This is a genomic window from Pseudomonas sp. HD6422, assembly GCF_025377065.1.
GTDB classification, from domain to species: Bacteria; Pseudomonadota; Gammaproteobacteria; order Pseudomonadales; family Pseudomonadaceae; genus Aquipseudomonas; species Aquipseudomonas putida_U.
Genome location: NZ_JAHWIW010000011.1, coordinates 12,233 through 32,860, shown reverse-complemented (window position 1 = coordinate 32,860; position 20,628 = coordinate 12,233). Strand labels below are relative to the sequence as shown.

The following is a 20,628-nucleotide window of genomic DNA, read 5'->3' as shown; positions in this document are numbered from 1 at the left end:
TACCTGTGGGAGCGGGTTCACCCGCGAAGGCCCCACCACCGATTCAGAGCCATACAGCATCCCAGTGTGGATAGTCCCTGACACTTCTGACGAGCCCAGCCCGCAATGGGTCGGCAACGATGTACCTGGCTACGTGCCGGATACTCTCCTCGCGCCGCAGAGCGCGGTCCTGGTAGCCGGGTTGCCAGATGGGATTGTGCTTCACACCTGCCCGGCGTAATGCGATGCCGGTACGAGACTTGAACCTGCGCATCAAGGTAGCCAAAGTCACCTCCTTCAACTCAATCAACCAATGCAGATGGTCGGGCATGAGTACCCATGCTAGCGTCAGGCAATCCTGGGTTTCATGGGACAGGCGTAGCTGATTGATGACCAGACGAGCATGGTGCAAGTCATGGAACAGAGGCTCGCGCTGATGGGTCACGGTCGTGAGTAGGTAGAGTCTGCCGGGCTCCGAAAAGCGACCTTGGCGTAGCAGGTAGGATTCAGCTAGCGACATCGCGTTCGTCCTTGAAAGCAAATGGTTTGCGAACACTAGCGCTTCTGACAAGGGACTACAGGGGCTGATGGTTACTGGATATGGCTGGAGTGCGGCATGGGCCCCTTCGCGGGCAAGCCCGCTCCCACACGCGCTGCACTGGCCTTGAGACAGCGCGGTACCTGTGGGAGCGGGCTTGCCCGCGAAGGGGCCGGCAGCGCCAACCCATTCTTAGCCTGCGCCACACCACTGCTTCGCGCCCCGGCAATGATGTTTATCGAACCCTGATCTACGCTAAGAGTCGCATCTCACAAATCATTTGTGCGCAAGCTAGGAGCCTGCATGACGGTGACTCGTCCGCTGTTGGTCGTTGCCCTGGGGCTGTTGTCTGTGCTCGTCGGGTGTAGCAAGGAAGAGACTCCCGAGGTGTTGCCCCGGGTTGGAGTGCTGCAAGTCAAACCCACCGATTTCGCCGCGCGGGTGACGCTCACCGGTGACGTGCAGGCTCGCGTACAGACCGACTTGTCGTTCCTCGTCGGCGGCAAGATCATTTCGCGTAGCGTCGATGTCGGCGACCACGTCAAGGCCAATCAGGTGCTGGCGCGGCTCGACCCCAAGGACCTGCAGAACAATGTCGATTCGGCCAAGGCCGAGGTGTTCGCTGCCCAGGCCCGCGTGACCCAAACCAGCGCCGCCTTCGTCCGCCAGCAAAAACTGCTGCCCAAGGGCTATACCAGCCAGAGCGAGTACGACGCAGCCGAAGCCTCGTTGCGCAGCAACCAGAGCGCGCTCAAGGCCGCCCAGGCGCAACTGGCCAATGCCAAGGAGCAACTGGGCTACACCGCACTGGTGTCGGAAGCCGATGGGGTGATCACCGAACGCCAGGCCGAGGTCGGCCAAGTGGTGCAGGCGACCATGCCGATCTTCAGCCTAGCCCGCGATGGCGAACGCGACGCCGTGTTCAACGTCTACGAGTCGCTGCTGGTGGCGCCGCCCAGCGATGCCGGGGTGATCGTGAGCCTGCTCGACGATCCCAAGGTCAAGGCCCATGGCTATGTCCGTGAAGTCACCCCGACCGTATCGGCACAGAGCGGTACGGTCGAGGTCAAGGTGGCGCTCAAGGATGTACCACCGCAGATGCAACTGGGCGCGCCGGTGACTGCCAGCACCAACGCCCAGGGCCGGCCGAGCATCGAACTGCCCTGGTCGGCGCTGACCAAGGCCTTGCATGAACCGGCGGTGTGGGTGGTCGGGGAGGGCGACAAGGTCGAACTGCGCAAGGTCGAGGTCACCCGCTACCTCACGGGCAAGATCGTCGTCGCCAGCGGGCTCAAGAGCGGCGAGACCGTGGTGGTCAACGGCGGCCAGTTGCTGCACCCGGGCATGCAGGTGGAAAAAGTCGACGGCAACGCCCCGGGAGGTGAGCTATGAGGCATTTGCCGTTGATGCTGGCCGCCAGCCTGCTGGCTGCCTGCGGTAGCGAAGAGCAAGCGCCGGAGCCGATCCGTCCGGTGCTGTCGATCAAGGTCGAGCCCCAGGTGCAGACGCAACTGGGCCGTTTCGCCGGCACCATCCAGGCCCGTTTCGAGAGCACCCTGGGCTTTCGCGTGTCCGGACGCATCGCCCGGCGGTGGCTGGATGTCGGCGCCCAGGTCAAGGCAGGGGATACCCTGGCCACCCTCGACCCGACCGATCAGCAGAACCAGTTGCGCGCTGCCGAAGGCGACCTGGCGCGGGTCCAGGCGCAATGGATCAACGCCCAGGCCGATGCGCGCCGCCAGCAACAGCTCTACGACCGGGGCGTAGGCGCCCAGGCCCAACTGGACATCGCCCAGACCAACCTCAAGACCACCGCTGCGTCGCTGGAGCAAGCTCGCTCGGCGCTCAGCCAGGCCCGCGACCAGCTCGACTACACCACCTTGCGCAGCGACCATGCCGCAGTGATCACCGACTGGAGGGCCGAAGCCGGGCAGACGGTCAGCGCCGGCGAGGCAGTGGTCACCCTGGCCCGCCCGGATGTGAAAGAGGCGGTGATCGATCTGCCCATCGGCCTCGCCGAGCAGTTGAGCAAGGGGCTGACTTTCACCGTCGCCTCGCAGCTGGAACCAAGCATCAACACCACCGCCAGCCTGCGTGAACTGGAGCCCCAGGCGGATGCCACCACCCGCACCCGACGGGCCCGGCTGACCCTGGCCAGCACCCCGGCGGCCTTCCACCTCGGCACCGCGATCAGCGTGACGCTCACGTCGCAGGTCACGCCGCGCAGCGAACTGCCTCTCAGCGCCTTGCTCGAGCGCGACGGCAAGCAGCAAGTGTGGGTAATCGACCCCGCCAGCAAGACCGTGACCACTCGCGATGTCGCCGTGATCGATCGTACCGATCAGACCTTCATCCTCGACGCTGGGGTTCAACCCGGGGAGCGAGTGGTGACGGCCGGAGTGAACAGCCTCAAGCCTGGCCAGAAGGTCGCCTTCGAAGAGGATGCACAATGAAAGGAAGCTTCAACCTCTCCGATTGGGCGCTCAAGCACCAGTCCTTCGTCTGGTACCTGATGTTCGTCGGCCTGTTGATGGGGATCTTTTCGTACTTCAACCTGGGCCGCGAGGAAGACCCTTCCTTCACCATCAAGACCATGGTCATCCAGACCCGCTGGCCGGGCGCGACCCAGGACGAAACCCTCTACCAGGTCACCGATCGCATCGAGAAGAAGCTCGAGGAGCTCGATTCGCTGGACTACACCAAGAGCTACACCCGACCTGGCGAGTCCACGGTTTACGTCTACCTGCGCGACACCACCAAGGCCGCCGACATCCCGCAGATCTGGTATCAGGTCCGCAAGAAGATCAACGATATCCGTGGGCAGTTCCCCGAAGGCATCCAGGGTCCAGGCTTCAACGATGAGTTCGGCGACGTGTTCGGCTCGATCTACGCCTTCACCGCCGACGGCCTGACGTTCCGTCAGTTGCGCGACTACGTGGAGCAGGCTCGGGCGGAGGTGCGCGATGTGCCCAACATCGGCAAGATAGAGCTGGTCGGCACCCAGGACGAGGTGCTCTATCTGAACTTCTCGACCCGCAAGCTGGCGGCCCTCGGCATCGATCAACGTCAGGTGATGCAGGCCTTGCAGGCGCAGAACGCGGTGACCCCGGCAGGGGTGATCGAGGCCGGGCCGGAGCGTATCTCGGTGCGTACCACCGGTCAGTTCGCCTCGGAAAAAGACCTGCAGAACGTCAACCTGAGGATCAACGACCGCTTCTTCCGTCTGGCAGATATCGCCGACATCGAACGCGGCTACGTCGACCCACCCTCGCCGATGTTCCGCTACAACGGCCAGCCCGCCATCGGACTTGCCATTGGCATGAAGGCTGGCGGTAATATCCAGGTGTTCGGTGCCGCGCTGAAGAAGAAAATGGACAGCGTGGTGGAGGACTTGCCGGTGGGCGTGGGCGTGCACACCGTGTCCGACCAGGCCGTGGTGGTCAAGCAAGCCGTAGGCGGTTTCACCAGCGCGTTGTTCGAGGCGGTGGTGATCGTGTTGGCGGTGAGTTTCGTCAGCCTGGGCATGCGTGCCGGGCTGGTGGTGGCCTGCTCGATTCCATTGGTGCTGGCCATGGTGTTCGTGTTCATGGAGTACAGCGGCATCACTATGCAGCGGATCTCGCTGGGGGCGCTGATCATTGCTCTGGGCCTGCTGGTGGACGATGCGATGATCACCGTGGAGGTCATGGTCACGCGCCTGGAAATGGGCGAGAGCAAAGAACAGGCGGCGACCTTCGCCTACACGTCCACGGCGTTTCCCATGCTCACCGGAACCCTGGTGACCGTGGCCGGTTTCGTGCCCATCGGGCTCAACGCGAGTTCGGCCGGCGAATATACCTATACGTTGTTCGCGGTGATCGCCGTGGCCTTGCTGGTGTCATGGGTGGTAGCCGTGTTCTTCGCCCCAGTGCTTGGCGTGCACATCCTCAGCGCCAGCAAGATCAAGTCTCACGAGGCCGAGCCAGGGCGCGTGGGCCGGGCCTTCGAGCACGGTCTGCTGTGGTGCATGCGCCATCGCTGGTTGACCATCATCGGTACGGTGCTGCTGTTCGTGCTGGCGATTTTCTGCGAACGCTTCGTGCAGAACCAGTTCTTCCCCTCATCCGACCGCCCGGAGATCCTGGTCGACCTCAACCTGCCGCAGAACGCTTCCATCGAGGAAACCCGCAAGGTGGTCGATCGGCTGGAGGCCAGGATCAAGGACGATCCGGACATGTTGCATTGGAGCACCTACATCGGACAGGGCGCGATTCGTTTCTACCTGCCTCTGGATCAGCAACTGCAAAACCCTTACTACGCCCAGTTGGTCATCGTCAGCAAGGGCTTGGAGGAGCGCGCGGGCATGATGGAGCGCCTGCAGAAGCTGCTGCGCGAGGAGTTCGTCGGCATCGGCACCAATGTCCAGTCGCTGGAGATGGGACCGCCGGTTGGCCGGCCGATCCAGTACCGGGTCAGTGGCAAGGACATCGACCAGGTGCGCAAGCACGCCATCGAGCTGGCCACCTTGCTCGACCATAACGAACATATCGGCGAGATGATCTACGACTGGAACGAGCCGGGAAAAGTGCTGCGCGTGGAGATCGCCCAGGACAAGGCCCGTCAGCTCGGGCTATCGTCCGAGGACGTGGCCAATGTGATGAACAGCATCGTCAGCGGTGTACCGATCACCCAGGTCAACGACAACATCTACCTGATCGACGTGGTCGCCCGCGCCGAGGACAGCGAACGTGGCTCGCCCGATACCTTGCAGAACCTGCAGATCCTCACCCCCAACGGCACCTCGATTCCGCTGCTTTCATTCGCCACCGTGCGCTACGAACTGGAGCAACCGCTGGTGTGGCGGCGTGATCGCAAGCCCACCATCACCATCAAGTCGTCGGTGACCGGCGATATCCAGCCCACCGACCTGGTGGCCCAGCTCAAGCCGGAGATCGACAAGTTCGCAAGCGAACTGCCGCCCGGATACGAAGTGGCCACCGGCGGTACGGTGGAGGAAAGCGCCAAGGCTCAGGGGCCGATCCGCAAGGTCATCCCGCTGATGCTATTCCTCATGGCGACGTTCCTGATGATCCAGCTGCACAGCGTGCAGAAGCTGTTCCTGGTGATCAGCGTGGCGCCGCTGGGTCTGATCGGCGTGGTGCTGGCGCTGGTGCCCACGGGCACGCCGATGGGCTTCGTGGCGATCCTCGGGATCCTGGCGCTGGCAGGCATCATCATTCGAAACTCGGTGATCCTGGTGACCCAGATCGACGAGTTCGAGGCTCAGGGCCTGGCGCCCTGGGATGCCGTTGTCGAAGCCACCAATCACCGCCGCCGTCCCATCCTGCTGACGGCTGCAGCGGCGAGCCTGGGCATGATTCCGATTGCCAGGGAGGTGTTCTGGGGGCCGATGGCCTACGCCATGATCGGCGGGATCATCGTCGCCACGTTGCTGACGCTGTTGTTCCTGCCGGCGTTGTATGTGGCCTGGTACAAGATCCGTGAGCCGCAAAAACAGGGCTGAAGCCCGGCGCAATCCCCTGTAGGAGCGGGTAAACCCGCTCCTACAGAGTCCGGTTTATTTTTGGTTATATAAAAATTCTTAATCAGTATTTTTAAGAATAACTCAGCCTCACTACTATCGCCCTCAAGCCAGGCGCAAATCCTCCTTCGAACCTCTGCCCGGCCCCCTTATTCACAGGAGAACGAGCATGAGCGCATCGCTGCGTAGCATCGACGGCCAGGACGAAGCCACCATTCTGCGAGAGATCCAGAGCGCACTGCGCGATCTGCGTTTCGGTGCGGTGGAGATCACCGTGCACAACGCTCAGGTGGTTCAGATCGAGCGCAAGGAGAAGTTCCGCCTGCAACAGCCCGGCAACAAGTCCGGCTGATTTCGCGCCACCTCCAAAACTAGAAAAATGCCAATCGGGAGCTTCACCATGTCCATCCGCCGTTATGCGCTCGCTGCCCTGGCCAGCGCTGTTTTTGCCGGTTCCGCCATCGCCAAGGACTACGAACTGCTCAACGTGTCCTATGATCCGACCCGTGAGCTGTATCAGCAGTACAACGCAGAGTTCATCAAGCATTGGCAGCAGTCTCATCCCGACGACAAGGTCAAGATCCAGCAATCCCATGGTGGTTCCGGCAAGCAGGCGCGTGCCGTGATCGATGGCCTGCGGGCCGACGTGGTGACTTTGGCCCTGGCCGGCGACATCGACGAGATCGCCAAGCTCGGCAAGACCCTGCCGCAGGATTGGCAGACCCGGCTGCCGGACGCGAGCACGCCCTATACCTCGACCATCGTGTTCCTGGTGCGTAAAGGCAACCCCAAGGGCATCAAGGACTGGGGCGACCTGATCAAGAAAGACGTTTCGGTCATCACTCCCAACCCGAAGACCTCCGGTGGTGCCCGCTGGAACTTCCTCGCCGCCTGGGCCTACGGCCTGAAAGCCGGTGGCAGTGAGGCCAAGGCCAAGGAATACGTGCAGGAACTGTTCAAGCACGTGCCGGTGCTCGACACTGGCGCCCGTGGCTCGACCATCACCTTCGTCAACAATGGCCAGGGCGACGTGTTGCTGGCCTGGGAAAACGAAGCCTTCCTGGCATTGAAGGAAGAGGGCGGCGCCGACAAGTTCGACATCGTCGTACCGTCGTTGTCGATCCTCGCCGAGCCGCCAGTGGCCGTGGTCGACAAGAACGCCGAGCGCAAGGGCAACACCGAGATCGCCACCGAGTACCTCAATCATTTGTACAGCCCGGCTGGCCAGAAGATCGCTGCCGAGAACTTCTATCGACCACGGGACGAGAAGGTCGCTGCCGAGTTCGGCAAGCAATTCCCGAAACTGGACCTGGTGACCATCGACAAGGACTTCGGAGGCTGGAAAACCGCGCAACCCAAGTTCTTCAATGATGGTGGTGTGTTCGACCAGATCTATCAGGCACAGTAAGGGCTGCCAAGCAGCGCCAGGATTTGAAAGCCTGCACCGGCCCGGGATTGCCTCCGGGCTTCGTGCGTTCAACCAGGGATACTTATGTCACGTCGCATTTCCCCCGTCATACCCGGCTTCGGGCTGACGCTGGGCTACACCTTGGTGTACCTCAGCCTGATCGTGCTGATACCGCTGGCCGCCATGTTCGTGCATGCCGCCCAGCTGACCTGGGAGCAGTTCTGGAACATCGTCAGTGCGCCGCGTGTAATCGCGGCGCTCAAGCTGAGTTTCGGCACCGCTCTGTTTGCCGCCCTCATCAATGGTGTGATCGGCACCCTGCTGGCTTGGGTGCTGGTGCGCTACACCTTTGCTGGGCGCAAGATCATCGATGCGATGATCGACCTGCCGTTTGCCTTGCCCACGGCCGTGGCCGGTATCGCGCTGACTGCCCTGTACGCGCCGGCTGGCTGGGTCGGGCAGTTCGCCACCGACCTGGGCTTCAAGATCGCCTATACCCCGCTGGGTATCACCCTGGCGCTGACCTTCGTCACCCTGCCGTTCGTGGTCCGCACGGTGCAGCCGGTGCTGGCGGACATCCCGCGTGAAGTGGAAGAGGCCGCCGCCTGTCTGGGCGCCAAACCCTGGCAGGTATTCCGCCACGTGTTGGCGCCGGCATTGCTGCCAGCCTGGCTGACCGGCTTCGCCTTGGCCTTCGCCCGGGGTGTCGGCGAGTACGGGTCGGTGATCTTCATCGCCGGCAACATGCCGATGAAGACCGAGATCCTGCCGCTGCTGATCATGGTCAAGCTCGACCAGTACGACTACACCGGCGCCACTGCCATCGGCGTCCTGATGCTGGTGGTTTCCTTCATCCTGCTGCTGCTGATCAACCTGCTGCAGCGCCGCATCGAAACCCCTTGAAGGAGGCCGGCATGTCCAGTTCGTCCCTGAGCGCAAGCGCCGCCGCCAATGCCGCCCGCCGCGGCAGCGCCACGTCGCGGCGGATCCTGATCGGCCTTGGCTGGCTGGTGTTCGCGCTGTTCCTGTTGCTGCCGCTGGTGATCGTGGTGTCGCAGGCGTTGAAGAACGGTTTCGGTACCTTCTTCGAGGCCATTCTCGAGCCCGATGCCTTGGCCGCTCTCAGGTTGACCCTGCTCGCCGTGGTCATCTCGGTGCCGCTGAACCTGGTATTCGGCGTCAGTGCGGCGTGGTGCGTGAGCAAGTACACCTTCCGAGGCAAGAGTGTGCTGGTCACGCTGATCGACCTGCCGTTCTCGGTATCGCCGGTGATCGCCGGTCTGGTCTATGTGCTGATGTTCGGTGCCCAGGGCCTGTTGGGGCCTTGGTTGCAGGACCGCGACATACAGATCGTGTTCGCCCTGCCCGGCATTGTCCTGGCGACCATCTTCGTCACCGTGCCCTTCGTGGCCCGCGAGCTGATCCCGCTGATGCAGGAGCAGGGTACCCAGGAGGAAGAGGCCGCTCGCCTGCTGGGTGCCAATGGCTGGCAGATGTTCTGGCATGTGACCCTGCCGAACATCAAGTGGGGCCTGATCTACGGCGTGGTGCTGTGCACTGCGCGGGCCATGGGTGAGTTCGGCGCGGTGTCGGTGGTTTCGGGCCACATCCGCGGTGTGACCAACACCCTGCCGCTGCATGTGGAGATCCTCTACAACGAGTACAACCATGTCGCGGCCTTCAGTGTGGCCAGCCTGTTGCTGATCCTGGCGCTCTTCATCCTGCTGCTCAAGCAGTGGAGCGAGAACCGTATTAACCGCCTGCGCCACAGCGCAGCGGAGGAATAATTCATGTCGATCGAAGTTCGTAACGTCAGCAAGCGATTCAACAGCTTCCAGGCCCTGGACAACATCAACCTGGATATCAACAGCGGTGAGCTGGTGGCCCTGCTGGGTCCGTCCGGTTGCGGCAAGACCACCTTGCTGCGCATCATCGCCGGCCTGGAGACCCCCGATACCGGCAATATCGTCTTCCATGGTGAGGATGTATCCGGCCACGACGTGCGAGATCGCAACGTCGGATTCGTGTTCCAGCACTATGCGTTGTTCCGCCACATGAGCGTGTTCGACAACGTCGCCTTCGGCCTGCGCATGAAGCCTAAAGGCGAGCGCCCGAGTGAGAGCAAGATCGCTGAAAAGGTGCACGAGCTGCTGAACATGGTTCAGCTCGACTGGCTGTCGAATCGCTACCCCGAGCAGCTGTCCGGTGGCCAGCGCCAGCGCATCGCCTTGGCCCGGGCCCTGGCGGTGGAGCCCAAAGTGCTGTTGCTCGACGAGCCGTTCGGTGCCCTCGACGCCAAAGTGCGCAAAGAGCTGCGCCGTTGGCTGGCGCGCCTGCACGAAGACATCAACCTGACCTCGGTATTCGTTACCCATGACCAGGAAGAAGCCATGGAAGTGGCCGACCGCATCGTGGTGATGAACAAGGGTGTGATCGAGCAGATCGGCTCACCGGGCGAGGTCTACGAGCAGCCTGCCAACGACTTCGTCTATCACTTCCTCGGCGATTCCAACCGCCTGGCCTTGAGCGAGGGACATCATGTGCTGTTCCGTCCGCACGAGGTGTCGCTGTCGCGTCACGAAACCGAAGGGCACCACGCTGCGCAGGTGCGTGACATCCGACCGCTGGGCGCGACCACGCGGGTCACCCTGAAGGTGGAAGGGCAGAGCGAGCTGATCGAGGCCGAAGTGGTCAAGGACCATGACAGCCTGGCCGGTCTGGCCCGTGGCGAGACACTGTTCTTCCGACCCAAGGTTTGGCAGAAAGTGGCGGATATCTGAGGCGAAGTCGTTGCATGAGAACCCAGGGGCCGCTTTGCGGCCCTTCGCGGGCAAGCCCGCTCCCACAGGTTTGGCGCAAAGTTCAGCAACTGCGCGATCCTGTGGAGCTAACCGGGGCCGTTCTGTTTCTGCGGTTAAAACATAAAGTTATTAATAAATATCTTCTTATTCCTTTACTGATATATTCGCCGCCGTGATACTGGAGGCCAAGCACGCAAACTTCACGGAGGCGTCCCCATGCGCAATGAGTCGATACGCTACCTGATCTTGCCGGGCTGGCAAGGGTCGCCAGACAACCATTGGCAAAGTCACTGGCAGCGCACCCTGCCCAACAGCTTCCGGGTCGAGCAGGAGGATTGGCTGACCCCACAGCGTGGCGACTGGGTGCAAGCGCTGGAGCAGGCGATTGTCGCCGACCGCTCGCCGGTGATCTTGATCGCCCATAGCTTGGGCTGCATCACCGTCGCCCACTGGGCCGCACGCGCCAATCCGGCTCTCCTGCGGCGGGTTCGTGGTGCTTTGCTGGTGGCCCCTGCGGATGTAGAGCGGCCCACTTGCGCACCGGCCCTGCGCAATTTCGCGCCGATCCCTCAGCAGCCGCTGCCCTTCCCCAGCCAGGTGGTCAGTTCGGACAACGACCCGGCGGTAAGCGTGCCTCGGGCGCTGCACTTGGCCCAAGCTTGGGGGGCGGAGGCGGGCTTGTTGACCAATGCCGGGCACATCAACGTCAAGTCAGGTCACGAGCGTTGGGAGCAGGGCTTCGCCTACCTCTATCGCCTGCAAAGCCGCATCGAGCAGCGGGCGCTGCGTCGCGCCTGATCGTCCCTACCGCTCACCGATTGCCTGACACCCGGCCCCGCAAGGTCTGGGGTGGGAGTTTTTCATGACGCTGCATAATCCATTCGGCCAGCCCCTGCTGACCTTTCCTGAGCTGGACAAGAGCCCATTGAGCATCCGTGCCAAGGCGCTGGTGTTCATCGACCCGCGCTCACGGCAGTTGCGCCAAGCCCTCGAACGCCTTGCCCCCCAATCGCTGCCTGTACTGGTGCGGGGTGAAACCGGCACCGGCAAGGAATTGCTGGCCCGGCAGATCCACCGGGCCAGCGATCGCGGCGGGCTGTTCGTATCGGTCAATTGCGCCGCCATCAGCCCCACCTATGCCGACGCCGAGCTGTTCGGTTACACCGCAGGCGCTCACGGAGGTACGGCGGGTAGCCGCGCCGGCTGGTTCGGCTCGGCCAACGGTGGCACGTTGTACCTCGACGAAATTGCCGACTTGCCGCTGGCGATCCAAGGCAAGTTGCTGGCTGCCCTGGAAAACCGCGAGGTGACCCGCGTCGGTGCGCACCAACCGCAGCCGGTGGACGTGCGTCTGGTAGCGGCGACCAGCATCGACCTGGCGCGAGTTGTTCGCGCCGGGCGTTTCAATGAGCGCCTGTACCTCTACCTGCGCGAAGGCACCTTGGAGCTGCCGCCGCTGCGCGAGCGTCAAGGGGACATTCTGGCGCTGGCCGAGTACTTCGTGGGTATCTACAGCGCACGTCTGCAACGTGAGGTGCCTTTGATCAGCGAGGCGGCCCAGTACGCGCTGGAGGCCCACGCCTGGCCCGGCAATACCCGTGAGCTGGAGAACGTCGTGCATTTCGCCTTGCTGGTCAGCGATGGCCCGGAGCTCCTGCCGGAACACCTCGACCTGCCGAATGCCGCGAGTTAGACGCAGCCGCAGCGGTTCATAAGCAATTGTCAGGATGGCAGGTTGTTTTTGTTATAAGAGCTTAAAAAAAAGATATTGTTGCGGAATAAAAAATCTCGGTATCGTCCGCTTCACGCCCGCAGGCCTGGCCGCGGGCACCCAGACATCGCCATTGAACATGGCGCCTCGCTCGAATAAGGAAAACCATGAAGAAGACCCTGTTGACCACGGCCCTGGCCGCCGCCCTGTCGTTCGCCGGCCTGGCCAGCGCTGCCGAGAAACTGGTGGTTGCCGCGACCCCGGTACCGCACGCCGAGATCCTCGAACTGATCAAGCCGACCCTGGCCAAGGAAGGCGTGGACCTGGAGATCAAGGTCTTCACCGACTACGTGCAACCGAACGTGCAGGTCGACCAGAAACGCCTGGACGCCAACTACTTCCAGACCCTGCCATACCTGCAGAACTTCAACGAAGGCAAAGGCACTCACCTGGAAACCGTGATCGGTGTGCATGTCGAGCCGTTCGGTGGCTACTCGAAGAAGGTCAAGAGCCTGGACGAGCTCAAGGAAGGCGCCACCGTCGCCATCCCTAACGAGGGCAGCAACAGCGGCCGTGCCTTGCTGCTGCTACAGAAGGCCGGGATCATCACCCTGAAAGATCCGAAGAACGCCCTGGCGACCCCCAAGGACATCGCCGAGAACCCGAAGAAGCTGAAGTTCCGCGAGCTGGAGTCGGCCATGCTGCCGCGCGTGCTGGACCAGGTCGATCTGGACATGATCAACACCAACTACGCGCTTGAAGCCGGCCTGAACCCGGCCAAGGATGCCTTGGTCATCGAAGGTAGCGACTCGCCTTACGTGAACTTCCTGGTTGCCCGTCCGGACAACAAGAACAGCGAAGCCATCCAGAAGCTGGCCAAGGCCCTGACCAGCCCGGAAGTGAAGGCCTTCATCGACCAGAAGTACCACGGTGCGGTGCTGCCTGCGTTCTGATCGGCTGCTGGACCCTTAACGAAAACGCCGACGCATTTGCGTCGGCGTTTTCGTTTGTGGCTGGCCTAGCGCGACCCGCCCAGGGCCCGGCGTAACGCGATCAGCCACAGCAGTTGTTCGTTCGGATCATCCAGGCAGGCGTTGTTCATCAATTATCGTCCTTGTTGGTTTGATGGGCGTGCGATGACGTGGAGCGCAATCTTTTGAGACGAGACGGGAACGAAAGTTTCAATCGAGGCCGCCGCGTGCGCTCTTTTCCTTACCGAGCGCAGCGACTTCAGCCGGGGAGCGTCACGCAGACCGTTGCGGTAGCCAGTTCAGCAGAAAATCATTCACCACCTTGGGATTCTCCAGGCTCGAGATATGACCTGCATACGGAATCTGCGCAGCCAGGCAGCCGATGATGCGTGCCATCTCGTTGGATTCCTCGGGGGGACGCGGAATGTCCTGGTCGCCACACAGCACGATCGTTCGTTCGCCGTGCAGCTCGCCCAACCGTGCCAGGAAGTCGGGCCGTCCAAAGATCACCCGGCCCATCGGGTCGAGGCTTTGCCGGATCACTTCTGCACTGCTCGACTTGAGCGCTGCGCGGAACGCCTCGCGCACGTGCGGCACCGTCTCGCCACCGGCGTGGAAGAAGATCGGCACGATGATGTCCAGCAACGGATCGGAGAAGCAGCCAGCGGCGCTGGCCGCATCCAGCAGCCCGAAGTACTTGAGCCGGGTAGCTTCGGGCTCGGCGCCGAGGAAGGTGTCCATCAGGACCAGGCGATCGACCCTGTGCGGATGTTCGATGGCCAGTTGTGCGCCCCACATGCCGCCTACCGAGAGGCCGACCAGGTGGCACTGATCGATGTCCAGCGCATCGAGCAGGGCCAGATGCTGGCGAGTCAGAGCGCTCATGTCGGTGGTGCTCGCGGGCGGGGCATCGGAGTCGCCATGGCCCCAGAGTTCGGGCACGATCACCCGAAAGTGTCGGGACAGCGCGTCGATCTGCGGCTGCCACATCGCTGCCGACCAGAGGTAGCTGTGGCCGAGCAACACTGGGAAGCCCTGGCCTTGGTCGACATAGCTCATGCGTGCGCCGTCGATCTCGATGAAGTGTTGTTGCATGCGAAAGCCTCGATCTGCAAGGGTTAGCGACTGGGAACCAGGCGCAGAGTACTCTCGGCAGGGATCACCGCCATCAGCGCCTTCTGATACTTGCCTTGTATATAGCCTTCGGCCTGGTCGGAATAGTGCTTGTCGAACGGTACGCCGCTTTGCCCGACCGGATTGGCGGTCAGTGCCTGGCTGGCATCGGCGAAGTCGATCAGGCGCCGGGTGGAAGGGCCGTAATTCACTGCCCATGGCGCCGGACCGATTTTCGCCGACAGGTTGTTCGGCACCTCGTGAGTGCCGGGGGCGGCGAACGGGCCGACGTTGAACAACAGGTTCAATGGCTTCTGGCTACCCAGCGGGTGGTTATGGGTCAAGGTGTGCGCCTTGCCCCACTGCCAACTGGCGGGGTCCCTGCCCAGGGCGGTGCGTAGGTGCTCCAGGCTGTTGCGCCAAGCCATGCGCACGATGGCGGTGCGATCGGTACGCTCGCTGGCGCCCCGCAGATTCCACCAGGGCGATTGGGTATCGGCGGCCAGGCGCGGCAGGGCCGTATCGATGGCGCGGGTGCTGATCAGCACCGGGAACCAGGTGTCGCCGAGTTCGTCATGCAGGGCCGCGTAGGCGAGCTCATAAAGGAACTGGTTGAACAGCGTGGCGCTGGTGGAGTCCAGCGGGTAGTCGCCGCGCCAGGCTGCCAATTGCTCGACCAGTTCCTTTTCCTCGTCGCCTTCGGCGATGCCGCGCAGGGTCGACAGCAAGGGTGCCAGAGTGCGCGGGCCATAGTCGTTGCTGGTGTCCAACTGCAGCGCCTGACTGTTCTGGGTATCCCATTTGACGTCGGGGTTGGCCAGTTGCCGGTCCAGTTGGCGACCCCGGTCCGGCAGGTTGTAGTAGCCAGGGATCGGCACCACCGCAGGTGGTTGGAAGTTGGCCGAAACGATGTAGCCGCTGGTGGGATTTTCCTGCTGTGGATTGACGCTGAAGGGGTAGAAGCCGAGTTTGTCGGCTTGCGCGCTGCTGCCGTCGAGGATGAACATCGGCTCGGCCCCTTCGGCGCGAATCGGCAGTTTCGCCGCCGCCCACCAACCTATATCGCCACGGGCGTTGGCCCAGACCAGGTTGAGCCCCGGGGCCTGAATCTTCTCGGCAGCCTCGCGCATCTTCGCCAGGGTGTCGGCGCGGTTAATCTGATAGAAGCCTTCGAGCAACGGATTCTCGGTTTCCAGGAATGCCCACCACATGGCGATCGGGACGCTGCCGGCGGTAGCGCCCAGCACCGAGTTGACGATCGGGCCGTGGGGCGAGCGGCTCAGGGTGAGGGTAACCGGCGCTTCGCCTTTGACGGCGATGGTCTGCTCGGTCTTTTGCAGGTTTTGCCACTGGCCGTGGACCAGCACCTGGTCGGGGTTGTCGGGGTTGGCCTTCTCTGCGATCAGATCGACGTCGTCATTCTGGAACATCGTCAAGCTCCAGCCGAAGTCACGGTTGTGGCCGAGCAAGGCGAACGGATTGAGCGCCTGAAAATAGCCGTACAGGTTGAAGTCCGGCGCCGACAGTTCGGCTTCGTACCACACCGCCGGTACGGCGAAACCGATATGAGGGTCGCCAGCCAGCAGGGGCTTGCCGCTGCGTGTGCGGCTGCCGGCAACGGCCCAGGCATTACTGCCCTCGAATGCCGGGATGCCGGCGGCCTGCAGCGCGTCATGGCTGACCCGCGCCAGGGCCTCGAGGCTGCGCCAGTCGGCAGCGGCCAGAGGGGCGGCGAGCTGGCCTTGTGGCTGCCAGGCCAGGTCGAAGATCTTCAGGTAATCGGGGCCGAGTTGGTCGCGCACATAGGTCAGTGCAGGCTCGGTACGGAAAGCGGCAGCGAAGCTATAGGCCAGGTAGCCGGCAACGCTCAAGGTGTCCTCGGCGGTGAATGGCCGGGGAGGGATGCCGATCAGGTCGAACTCGACGGGACTGGGGTGGCTGTCCTGCCACGCGTTGATCCCCTCCAGGTAGGCCTGCAGGGCTTGCCAGGCGGGGCTCTGATGATCCAGGCGGGCGACCATGGCGGCGGCCTGTTCGCGGATGCGCAGGCTGCGGAACAAGGTATCGCTGGGCACCAGTTTGCTCCCCAGCACCTCGGCCAGTTCGCCGCGGGCCAGGCGACGCACGATCTCCATCTGGAACAGACGGTCTTGGGCATGCACGTAGCCGAGGGCGCGGTACAGGTCCTGCTGGTTGCGCGCCTGCAGGTGCGGCACGCCGCGGGCGTCGTAGCGCACGCTGACCGGGGCTTGCAAGCCGGCGATGGCGACCTCGCCCTGGCGTTGCGGCAGCTTGCCCTGCATGTACCAGTAACCGCCCGCGCCGACGGCGACCGCCACCAGCACGGCCAATAGGATGAAGCTGCGTTTCATCGAATCTCCTTGGATACGCGAGGGTAAGGCCGGAACCAGTCTTCGCCTGGCCCGCGCACAGAGCTTAGTCGTTCCAGGGGCAGTAGCAGCCTACGGCCAACGTGTTGGAGGCGTTGACCGGACGGCCCTGCTGCAATGCCTGGATGATCGGTTCGACGAAGCTGTTGCTGGCATTGCACACCGCACCTTCGCTGTAGGGGCCGAAGTAGGCGAGTTTGCCTTGGCGGTCCCAGATCGCCACGGCGGGCGAGGCGGGCAGGTGTTCGCTGCCGGGTAAGCTGGCGATGGCCTGCAGGCGTTTCAGGTTGGCGGGTAGTTGGCCATGGCTGCCGGGCTTTTGCAGCACGTGGAAGCTCACCCCCCGATCGGCGAAATGCTCGATCAGTTCGCCCAGGTGCTGCTGGTTGCCGACATTGCACGGGCAGGCCGGGTCCCAGAAGTGCACCACGCGGATCGATCCAGGGCCGACCAGTTCTGCGGGCAGGCGCAGTTGGCTGCCGTCGAACAGGGTGGCCTGTGTTGCGAACGGGCGCAGGTAGCGAGCTTGAAAGCTGCTGTACGCCAGCCAGAGGACGACGGCACAGAGCACGAGCACGAGGGCCACGCTTAGTTGTCTGATTCGAGTGGGCATGGGATCCCTGATGCGGGTGGAAAGCGCCCAAGCTTGCCACGATGCCAGCCAGAGCTGAATATCGCAGGTCAATACTTGCTGCGTTGTGGATGTACCCGATGCCCGCTGCTTTTCACCCTGACCTTCTGCGTGCCAGCCTGGCGCCCCTTTTCGAGCGACGACCGTTGACCGAGCAGGCCCGCGACTACCAGCGCTTTTATGGCCTCGATCTGCCCGCGCAGAGCTGGTTGGGCCGCTTTCAGGTGGCCGGGTTCGATGTGGTCGGGCAGGCCTGGTTGCCCGAGCGCCCGAGCGCGACGCTGTTCTTGCTGCATGGCTATTACGACCACATGGGGCTCTATCGGCATGTGATCGCGTGGGCGCTGGCGCGCGGCTTTGCGGTGATCAGCTGCGATCTGCCAGGCCACGGCCTGTCCAGTGGCGAGCGCGCCAGCATCGTTGACTTCGGCCAGTACCAGCAGGTGCTCGATGCCTTGTTCGAACAGGCCCAGGCCTTGAACTTGCCGCGCCCGTGGCATCTCTGCGGGCAGAGCACCGGTGGCGCCATCGCGGTGGACCATCTGCTGCACAAGGGTGCCCAGAGTCCGATCGATGGCCAGGTGATTCTGCTTGCGCCGCTGGTCCGCCCGCGCGCCTGGAGGTGGTCGAAGTTCAGTTACCGGGTGCTTCGCCACTTCGTCAACGGCATCGAGCGCCGCTTCAGCGAGAACACCAACGATCCTGCATTTCTGCCGTTTCTCGAAGCCGACCCGCTGCAACCACGACGTCTGCCTACTGCCTGGGTCGGTGCGCTGATCGCCTGGGTCAAACGTATCCAGGCGGCGCCGCACAGCACGCGGCAGCCGTTGATCGTGCAGGGGGAGGCCGATGGTACGGTGGACTGGCCGTACAACCTGCAGGTGCTCAGGGCCAAGTTCAGCGAGCCGCAGATTCTCATGCTGCCCGAGGCACGCCATCACCTGGCCAACGAGCTGCCGGGGATTCGCCAGCGCTACTTCGACTTTCTCGATCAGCGGCTGGGCTGACCTACTTTAGGTCCGCCGCGCTCTGACCCACGGCAAGGCCGGCACGTACCGCAGCCACTGCCGCCTGGTAGTAGGCCTTGCCTTCCGGCGATTCGGCGAAGGTGGCGAACTCTTCGAGCTCGGCGTCGGACAGGTCGCGGTAAACGTACAGCAGGGTGTTATTGAGGTCTTCGCCGATCTGCTGCATCAGGCGCTGGCGCTGGCCGTCGAGCAGCCCCTGGGCCTGGCCGCCACCGAACAGCCCGGGGAGCATCGAACTGAGGCTGTCGGCGGCCACGCCGGCAATGGCCAGGCTGACCTCGGCACCGGCCTCGCGCGCGGGCAGGGCTTGGGCCAGATGGCCGATGATCAGCAGGCGATCGTCGCTGGCCTGGATCTTGGGCAGGCCCTTGGCGTTCTTGGCCAGTTGGTCCTTGCGCGTGGCCAGCAGCTCGGCGGCGACCACCTTGCGGCCCAGCGGCGACTGGAAGAAGGCCAGGGCCGGCGCAGGATTGGCCAGGGTGGCGCGCAACTGGGCCTGGGCGCGGCGGTCCATGGCCTGGGCCTGGAAGCGCTGGTTGCTGTTGTTGACCAGTGCCTGGTAGACCGCTGGCGGCAAGCTGTTGCGATAGCGCTGCTGGGCCGCGCTCAGCGCATCGCTGAAGTGGGCGCGCTGATCGGGCCAGCCGGCGGCCTTGTACAGCTGATCGAGGCTATCTGCCCAGACAGGCATGGTGCAGATCATCAGCAGAAGCAGGGAAAACAGACGGCGCATTCAGGACTCCTGTCGGCAGGAGGCTATTGTCCTTGGCTCGGCGCAGGTTTGTCGAGATACCGCAACGCTTCTCGGCCAAGTGGCGCTGTGCGAGTGCAGGGCGAATGGATATGATGCGCGCCATGCAAACCTCCCTCGAATATCCGATGCTATCGGCCGTCGTCGATGACCTGGCCACCCGTGGCTGGTCCCAGCAGGCCCTCTTTCTGCCTGCGGCCCTGGCGCGCGCGCTGGCGGCCGAATGCCGCCGGCGTTATGCCGATGGCGAGCTCAACCCCGCCGGGGTCGGGCGCGGTGCCGCCCAGGAGGTCCGTGAAACGATCCGCGGCGACCAGATCCAGTGGATCGACCCTGGTCAGGCCGAAGCCTGTGACCAGTATCTGGCGGCGATGGATGAGCTGCGCCAGGCCATCAACCAAGGACTGTTCCTGGGACTCGAGGATTTCGAGTGCCATTTCGCCTTGTATCCGCCAGGGGCCTTCTATCGTCGCCATCTGGACCGTTTCCGCGACGACGACCGGCGTATGGTTTCGGCGGTGTTCTACCTCAATGAAGACTGGCAGCCCGAGGACGGCGGCCAGTTGCGTATGTTCCTTGCCGGTGATGTCGTCCATGACGTGCAGCCACAGGCCGGTTGCCTGGCGGTGTTCTTGTCCGGCGATGTGCCCCACGAGGTACTGCCCGCCGGTCGTGAGCGTCTGTCGTTGACCGGTTGGTTCCGGCGCCGTGGCAATGACCCGTTCTGAGCTGCCCAAGGTGCTGGTCAGCGCCTGTCTGCTGGGCCAACCGGTGCGCTATGACGGGCGCAGCAGTGGACACCCCGATCTGTTGCAACGCTGGCAGGGCGAAGGCCGGGTGGTGCCGTTGTGCCCCGAGGTGGCCGGCGGCTTGCCGACGCCGCGCCCGCCTGCGGAGATTCCCGGCGGGCAGGGCGGTGAGGTGCTCGATGGAACAGCGGTCGTGGTGACGGTGATCGGTGAAGATGTCAGCGCCGCCTTTCTTGCTGGGGCGCGGCAGGCCCTGGCGCTGGCGCGCAAGCATGGGATCCGCGTGGCGGTGCTCAAGGCGGGTAGCCCTTCGTGTGGCAACCGCTTGACCTATGACGGCACGTTCAGTGGTGTGAAGGTGCCGGGGGAGGGTGTGACCGCCGCATTGTTGCGGCGCGAGGGGGTGCTGGTGTTCAGCGAGTTGGAGCTAGAACAGGCGGAGGTGGCGCTGGCTGGCCTCACGGAGTAGGTCTGTGCCGGCCTCCTCGCGGCACAGACCTACACCGAAGTTACTGCCCAGCCGCCGACTGCTGCGCGCCCTTCAACCACTTCTGCTCCAGCGCCGCCATGCGCCCGTCATCCTGTATCCGCTGCAGAGCATTGTTGACCGCACTTTCGAACGCCGGGTTATCCTTCTGGAACGGAATCACCAATTGCTGGCTGCTGTAGGGTTGGCTCACGTCCAACTGCTCGCCTTGCTTACTCTTGGCTTGGTTCAGGCTGATGTCGTACTTGCCGTTCTCGACGCCTGCGATGGCTTCGTCCGCGGGCGCTTCGATGAACTCGGCGCGCAAATCCAGCTCCTGGGCCAGCGCTTGGCCAACCTCTATTTCGAACCCAGTCAGGCGGTCGTTCTCCCTGAAGGCATACGGCGCGTTGTCGGCTTGCACGACGATGCGCAGCTCCCCTCGGTCGGCGATTTCGTCTATCAGCTCGGCGTGCGCCAGCGGCGTGATCAATGCTGCCAGCAGTAGGCCTAAGGTCAAGCGCATGGATGCCCCTTGTCTTGTGAAAATGAATACTGTTCGCCCCGACTT

General features: G+C 63.3%; 20 protein-coding genes. 14 read left to right on the top strand and 6 right to left on the bottom strand.

The window, feature by feature from the left end; genetic code table 11:
* Nucleotides 1–43: 43 nt before the first annotated feature.
* Entirely contained in the window at nt 44–499 is a 456-nt protein-coding gene (locus KY379_RS10060) for an REP-associated tyrosine transposase (protein WP_261239152.1), read from the bottom strand.
* A 321-nt stretch (nt 500–820) separates the two neighbouring features.
* Here KY379_RS10060 and KY379_RS10055 point away from each other — a divergent pair, with 321 nt between their 5' ends.
* The 11 genes from KY379_RS10055 (at nt 821) to KY379_RS10005 (ending at nt 12,911) form a co-directional block, all read left to right on the top strand.
* Complete coding sequence (locus KY379_RS10055; protein ID WP_261239151.1) at nt 821–1,909, top strand: efflux RND transporter periplasmic adaptor subunit; 1,089 nt, start codon at nt 821–823, stop codon at nt 1,907–1,909.
* Nucleotides 1,906–2,970, top strand: a complete 1,065-nt coding sequence (locus tag KY379_RS10050) for an efflux RND transporter periplasmic adaptor subunit (RefSeq protein ID WP_196171309.1) — start codon at nt 1,906–1,908, stop codon at nt 2,968–2,970. The genes KY379_RS10055 and KY379_RS10050 overlap by 4 nt, the downstream gene beginning before the upstream one ends.
* Nucleotides 2,967–6,020, top strand: a complete 3,054-nt coding sequence (locus tag KY379_RS10045; protein ID WP_133325230.1) for an efflux RND transporter permease subunit — start codon at nt 2,967–2,969, stop codon at nt 6,018–6,020. The genes KY379_RS10050 and KY379_RS10045 overlap by 4 nt, the downstream gene beginning before the upstream one ends.
* 187 nt (nt 6,021–6,207) lie before the next feature.
* A complete protein-coding gene (gene oscA / locus KY379_RS10040) occupies nt 6,208–6,390 on the top strand; it encodes a sulfur starvation response protein OscA (protein WP_016489716.1) in 183 nt (60 codons plus the stop codon).
* A gap of 48 nt (nt 6,391–6,438) precedes the next feature.
* Nucleotides 6,439–7,446 carry a sulfate ABC transporter substrate-binding protein gene (locus KY379_RS10035; RefSeq protein WP_261239146.1) on the top strand — a complete coding sequence of 336 codons (1,008 nt, stop codon included), beginning with the start codon at nt 6,439–6,441 and terminating at the stop codon, nt 7,444–7,446.
* An 84-nt stretch (nt 7,447–7,530) separates the two neighbouring features.
* Complete coding sequence (gene cysT / locus KY379_RS10030; RefSeq protein ID WP_261239145.1) at nt 7,531–8,349, top strand: sulfate ABC transporter permease subunit CysT; 819 nt, start codon at nt 7,531–7,533, stop codon at nt 8,347–8,349.
* A gap of 11 nt (nt 8,350–8,360) precedes the next feature.
* The gene (gene cysW, locus KY379_RS10025; protein WP_196171310.1) at nt 8,361–9,233 is read left to right on the top strand and encodes a sulfate ABC transporter permease subunit CysW; all 873 of its coding nucleotides are present in this window, start codon (nt 8,361–8,363) and stop codon (nt 9,231–9,233) included.
* Between the two features lie 3 nt (nt 9,234–9,236).
* Nucleotides 9,237–10,226, top strand: a complete 990-nt coding sequence (locus tag KY379_RS10020) for a sulfate/molybdate ABC transporter ATP-binding protein (RefSeq protein WP_261239143.1) — start codon at nt 9,237–9,239, stop codon at nt 10,224–10,226.
* Between the two features lie 237 nt (nt 10,227–10,463).
* Nucleotides 10,464–11,045, top strand: a complete 582-nt coding sequence (locus KY379_RS10015) for an alpha/beta hydrolase (protein WP_261239142.1) — start codon at nt 10,464–10,466, stop codon at nt 11,043–11,045.
* Nucleotides 11,046–11,109: 64 nt separating this feature from the next.
* Entirely contained in the window at nt 11,110–11,940 is an 831-nt protein-coding gene (locus KY379_RS10010; protein WP_261239141.1) for a sigma 54-interacting transcriptional regulator, read from the top strand.
* 185 nt (nt 11,941–12,125) lie between these two features.
* Nucleotides 12,126–12,911, top strand: coding sequence for a MetQ/NlpA family ABC transporter substrate-binding protein (locus tag KY379_RS10005; protein ID WP_133325216.1), 786 nt, complete (start codon nt 12,126–12,128; stop codon nt 12,909–12,911).
* Nucleotides 12,912–13,202: 291 nt separating this feature from the next.
* Here KY379_RS10005 and KY379_RS10000 read toward each other — a convergent pair whose 3' ends face one another.
* The 3 genes from KY379_RS10000 to KY379_RS09990 all read right to left on the bottom strand — a co-directional run bounded on the left by KY379_RS10000 (nt 13,203) and on the right by KY379_RS09990 (nt 17,045).
* Nucleotides 13,203–14,024 (bottom strand): alpha/beta fold hydrolase, encoded by an 822-nt coding sequence (locus KY379_RS10000; protein WP_261239138.1) that lies wholly within the window; start codon nt 14,022–14,024, stop codon nt 13,203–13,205.
* A gap of 23 nt (nt 14,025–14,047) precedes the next feature.
* Nucleotides 14,048–16,414: a penicillin acylase family protein gene (locus KY379_RS09995; protein ID WP_261239137.1), complete on the bottom strand. Its 2,367-nt coding sequence runs from the start codon at nt 16,412–16,414 to the stop codon at nt 14,048–14,050.
* Nucleotides 16,415–16,478: 64 nt separating this feature from the next.
* Nucleotides 16,479–17,045, bottom strand: a complete 567-nt coding sequence (locus tag KY379_RS09990) for a DUF6436 domain-containing protein (protein ID WP_261239135.1) — start codon at nt 17,043–17,045, stop codon at nt 16,479–16,481.
* Between the two features lie 98 nt (nt 17,046–17,143).
* Between KY379_RS09990 and KY379_RS09985 the strand changes: the two genes are divergently transcribed.
* Nucleotides 17,144–18,070 carry an alpha/beta hydrolase gene (locus tag KY379_RS09985; RefSeq protein WP_261239133.1) on the top strand — a complete coding sequence of 309 codons (927 nt, stop codon included), beginning with the start codon at nt 17,144–17,146 and terminating at the stop codon, nt 18,068–18,070.
* A gap of 1 nt (nt 18,071) precedes the next feature.
* Here the strand turns inward: KY379_RS09985 and KY379_RS09980 are convergent, their stop codons facing one another.
* Nucleotides 18,072–18,824, bottom strand: coding sequence for a DUF2059 domain-containing protein (locus KY379_RS09980; RefSeq protein WP_133325206.1), 753 nt, complete (start codon nt 18,822–18,824; stop codon nt 18,072–18,074).
* Between the two features lie 110 nt (nt 18,825–18,934).
* On the opposite strand from KY379_RS09980, the gene KY379_RS09975 reads away from it, so the two are divergent.
* Nucleotides 18,935–19,570, top strand: a complete 636-nt coding sequence (locus KY379_RS09975) for a 2OG-Fe(II) oxygenase (RefSeq protein ID WP_133325886.1) — start codon at nt 18,935–18,937, stop codon at nt 19,568–19,570.
* Nucleotides 19,557–20,060: a DUF523 domain-containing protein gene (locus KY379_RS09970; RefSeq protein WP_133325204.1), complete on the top strand. Its 504-nt coding sequence runs from the start codon at nt 19,557–19,559 to the stop codon at nt 20,058–20,060. The genes KY379_RS09975 and KY379_RS09970 overlap by 14 nt, the downstream gene beginning before the upstream one ends.
* A gap of 40 nt (nt 20,061–20,100) precedes the next feature.
* Here the strand turns inward: KY379_RS09970 and KY379_RS09965 are convergent, their stop codons facing one another.
* Nucleotides 20,101–20,583, bottom strand: a complete 483-nt coding sequence (locus KY379_RS09965; RefSeq protein ID WP_261239131.1) for a transporter substrate-binding domain-containing protein — start codon at nt 20,581–20,583, stop codon at nt 20,101–20,103.
* Nucleotides 20,584–20,628: the final 45 nt, after the last annotated feature.

Coding starts and splice junctions, on each gene's coding strand:
- KY379_RS10005 (WP_133325216.1), top strand. CDS start 12,126: ATGAAGAAGACCCTGTTGACCACGGCCCTGGCCGCCGCCCTGTCGTTC.
- KY379_RS10010 (WP_261239141.1), top strand. CDS start 11,110: ATGACGCTGCATAATCCATTCGGCCAGCCCCTGCTGACCTTTCCTGAG.
- KY379_RS09970 (WP_133325204.1), top strand. CDS start 19,557: ATGACCCGTTCTGAGCTGCCCAAGGTGCTGGTCAGCGCCTGTCTGCTG.
- KY379_RS09995 (WP_261239137.1), bottom strand. CDS start 16,414: ATGAAACGCAGCTTCATCCTATTGGCCGTGCTGGTGGCGGTCGCCGTC.
- KY379_RS09980 (WP_133325206.1), bottom strand. CDS start 18,824: ATGCGCCGTCTGTTTTCCCTGCTTCTGCTGATGATCTGCACCATGCCT.
- KY379_RS10050 (WP_196171309.1), top strand. CDS start 1,906: ATGAGGCATTTGCCGTTGATGCTGGCCGCCAGCCTGCTGGCTGCCTGC.
- KY379_RS10055 (WP_261239151.1), top strand. CDS start 821: ATGACGGTGACTCGTCCGCTGTTGGTCGTTGCCCTGGGGCTGTTGTCT.
- KY379_RS09975 (WP_133325886.1), top strand. CDS start 18,935: ATGATGCGCGCCATGCAAACCTCCCTCGAATATCCGATGCTATCGGCC.
- oscA (WP_016489716.1), top strand. CDS start 6,208: ATGAGCGCATCGCTGCGTAGCATCGACGGCCAGGACGAAGCCACCATT.
- KY379_RS09985 (WP_261239133.1), top strand. CDS start 17,144: ATGCCCGCTGCTTTTCACCCTGACCTTCTGCGTGCCAGCCTGGCGCCC.
- KY379_RS09990 (WP_261239135.1), bottom strand. CDS start 17,045: ATGCCCACTCGAATCAGACAACTAAGCGTGGCCCTCGTGCTCGTGCTC.
- cysW (WP_196171310.1), top strand. CDS start 8,361: ATGTCCAGTTCGTCCCTGAGCGCAAGCGCCGCCGCCAATGCCGCCCGC.
- KY379_RS10035 (WP_261239146.1), top strand. CDS start 6,439: ATGTCCATCCGCCGTTATGCGCTCGCTGCCCTGGCCAGCGCTGTTTTT.
- KY379_RS10045 (WP_133325230.1), top strand. CDS start 2,967: ATGAAAGGAAGCTTCAACCTCTCCGATTGGGCGCTCAAGCACCAGTCC.
- KY379_RS09965 (WP_261239131.1), bottom strand. CDS start 20,583: ATGCGCTTGACCTTAGGCCTACTGCTGGCAGCATTGATCACGCCGCTG.
- KY379_RS10020 (WP_261239143.1), top strand. CDS start 9,237: ATGTCGATCGAAGTTCGTAACGTCAGCAAGCGATTCAACAGCTTCCAG.
- KY379_RS10060 (WP_261239152.1), bottom strand. CDS start 499: ATGTCGCTAGCTGAATCCTACCTGCTACGCCAAGGTCGCTTTTCGGAG.
- KY379_RS10000 (WP_261239138.1), bottom strand. CDS start 14,024: ATGCAACAACACTTCATCGAGATCGACGGCGCACGCATGAGCTATGTC.
- cysT (WP_261239145.1), top strand. CDS start 7,531: ATGTCACGTCGCATTTCCCCCGTCATACCCGGCTTCGGGCTGACGCTG.
- KY379_RS10015 (WP_261239142.1), top strand. CDS start 10,464: ATGCGCAATGAGTCGATACGCTACCTGATCTTGCCGGGCTGGCAAGGG.